Source organism: Marinimicrobium sp. UBA4209 (assembly GCF_002381585.1).
GTDB classification, from domain to species: Bacteria; Pseudomonadota; Gammaproteobacteria; order Pseudomonadales; family Cellvibrionaceae; genus Marinimicrobium; species Marinimicrobium koreense.
On sequence record NZ_DFTP01000111.1, the window covers coordinates 2173 to 4171 of the forward strand.

A 1999-nucleotide genomic window follows, 5' to 3' on the forward strand; every position below is an offset into this window, starting at 1 on the left:
TCGCGGTGTAACCCTCTTCCACGTACAGCGGCATTTTGCTGGCAATCTTCTGCAGTTCAGGGATAAAGTGCGGCAACAGGTAGGGACCGATGGTAAATATGGCCCCCACATGCAGGGGGCTGCTCAGTTGGTCCTTGCCGGCGTTGGCGATATCCTTGATGGCGGCGGTCTGCTCCAGCACCAGATTGGCCTGGGCGACGATCTTCTCCCCCAGAGGTGTGGCCTGGACCCGGGACTTGGACCGCTCGAACAGGGCAACCCCCAGTTCTTCCTCCAGTTTCTTGACCGCGATGCTGAGGGTCGGCTGACTGACAAAACAGCGCTCGGCCGCGCGACCGAAATGCTGTTCCTGAGCGAGGGTTACGATATAGCGCAGTTCTGTTAAGGTCATGCTGATCCCGTAGTAGCTCTGACGCCCGGCGGAACCGCCCGGCACTCCGATAATCTGACCACAAGTTTGCCCTGTTATGATCGAAGACGCAAAGGTAAATAGCCAGAAACTATTGATTGTCGGTTGCGGCGATCTGGGCCGTCGCCTGGCGGAGCGCATGGCGCCCCTGGGGTACCGGGTCACCGGTCTGCGCCGCCAGCCGCCCGCCGACACCGAGAGCCTCCATTACCGGGCGGTGGATACCGCCGATGCGGTCGCACTTGAGCAGGTTCTGGCCGAGGGCTTTGACGTGATTGTGGTGACCATGACCCCCTCGGAGCGCGGCGATGAAGGCTACCGCCGGGCCTATGTGCAAACCTGCGAGCATCTGATGGCCGGGCTGAACGCCACCGGAGCCGAGCCCCGACTGATTCTGTATGTGTCCAGCACCGGTGTCTATGGCCAGAGCGACGGTGAGTGGGTGGATGAGCAAAGCCCAACCCAGCCAAGCCGCGCCAGCGGCGAGCGTCTGCTGGAAGCGGAACAGATTATTGCCCGGAGCGGTTTCGAGCACTGCGTTGTGCGCTTCAGCGGTATTTACGGCCCCGGCCGGGACCGCATGCAGACGCTGGTGCGCCAGGGCCGAGCCACCCTGAGCGGCCGCTACACCAACCGCATCCACGCCGATGATTGCGCCGGGGTGATGGCGCACCTGATTGAACGCCATCGCCAGGGACGCCCCATAGAATCACTGTATCTGGCGAGCGACGACGAGCCCGCCCCCATGGCGGAGGTGGTCAACTGGCTGGCCATGCAGATGAAAGTGGATCAGGCGCGCTTTGCTCCGGATGACGGCGGCCTCGGCAAGCGCTGCAACAATCGTAAGCTCAGAGCCAGCGGCTACGAATTCCGGTATCCAAGCTACCGCGAAGGATATGAGGCGTTGCTCAGGTAGGCCACTGGATTACAGGAAAAATAGCCCGGTTACCGTGCCATACATGATAAACGCCGCCAGGGGAATGTATCCGGCGAGCGTCGCGAGCTCCACTCCCTGTGGCAGCGCGGGTCGCCACAGATTGATCAGCAGATAAGCCGGCAAATAGTAGCGCGGGTCCACCATCGGGTGCGCCACCACGGCCAGAGGCGCAATGAGCAACAACCAGTAGCAGCGCCGATCCGGGTAGGGCATGACCGCCAGCGTCAGCGCCATCCAGGCCATGGGCACAAAAAGCAGCCCACGCAGCCACAGATACTCCTCCAGCAGATGCAGCCAGCCGTTGTGCACAAAGAAGGTGTAGTGGGTACGGTTATAACCGTGATCGTTCGAATAGAAGCTCATATAAAGCGCGAACGCCACCAGCAGCAGCCCCCATACCCAGGGGCGCCGCAACAGGCGGACAATGCGGGGCAGCTGCTGAAGGCACAAGGGCAGAAACAGCAACCAGGCACAGAACAGAAAGCCATAGAGGTTGCTGAGGTTGAAGCGCATCATTGGGTGGCTGCCACTGTCCCCGATCGCCACACCACCGTTGATCAGCACAAAACCGATGAACGCTGCAAACAGCGCCAGAAAAACCGCCCCCCGCAGCACCGCATCCCGAAGCACGGCACGCCAAGCAAAAGGACGAC

The 1999-nt window shown here is 61.4% G+C and carries 2 protein-coding genes and 1 pseudogene; 1 reads left to right on the forward strand and 2 read right to left on the reverse strand.

Features of this window, described 5'->3' with window-relative positions; all coding sequences use genetic code 11:
• The coding region (locus tag B3187_RS16270) for a LysR family transcriptional regulator (RefSeq protein ID WP_286807512.1) at window positions 1–391 on the reverse strand (391 nt) is incomplete at its 3' end.
• A gap of 76 nt (window positions 392–467) precedes the next feature.
• Between B3187_RS16270 and B3187_RS16275 the strand changes: the two genes are divergently transcribed.
• Window positions 468–1325: an SDR family oxidoreductase gene (locus B3187_RS16275; protein WP_286807513.1), complete on the forward strand. Its 858-nt coding sequence runs from the start codon at window positions 468–470 to the stop codon at window positions 1323–1325.
• 9 nt (window positions 1326–1334) lie between these two features.
• Here B3187_RS16275 and B3187_RS16280 read toward each other — a convergent pair.
• Window positions 1335–1999, reverse strand: a pseudogene (locus B3187_RS16280) (hypothetical protein); the annotation flags it as partial.

Excerpts from the sequence above, each read along its gene's own strand:
- B3187_RS16275 (WP_286807513.1), top strand. The coding sequence starts at position 468 with ATGATCGAAGACGCAAAGGTAAATAGCCAGAAACTATTGATTGTCGGT.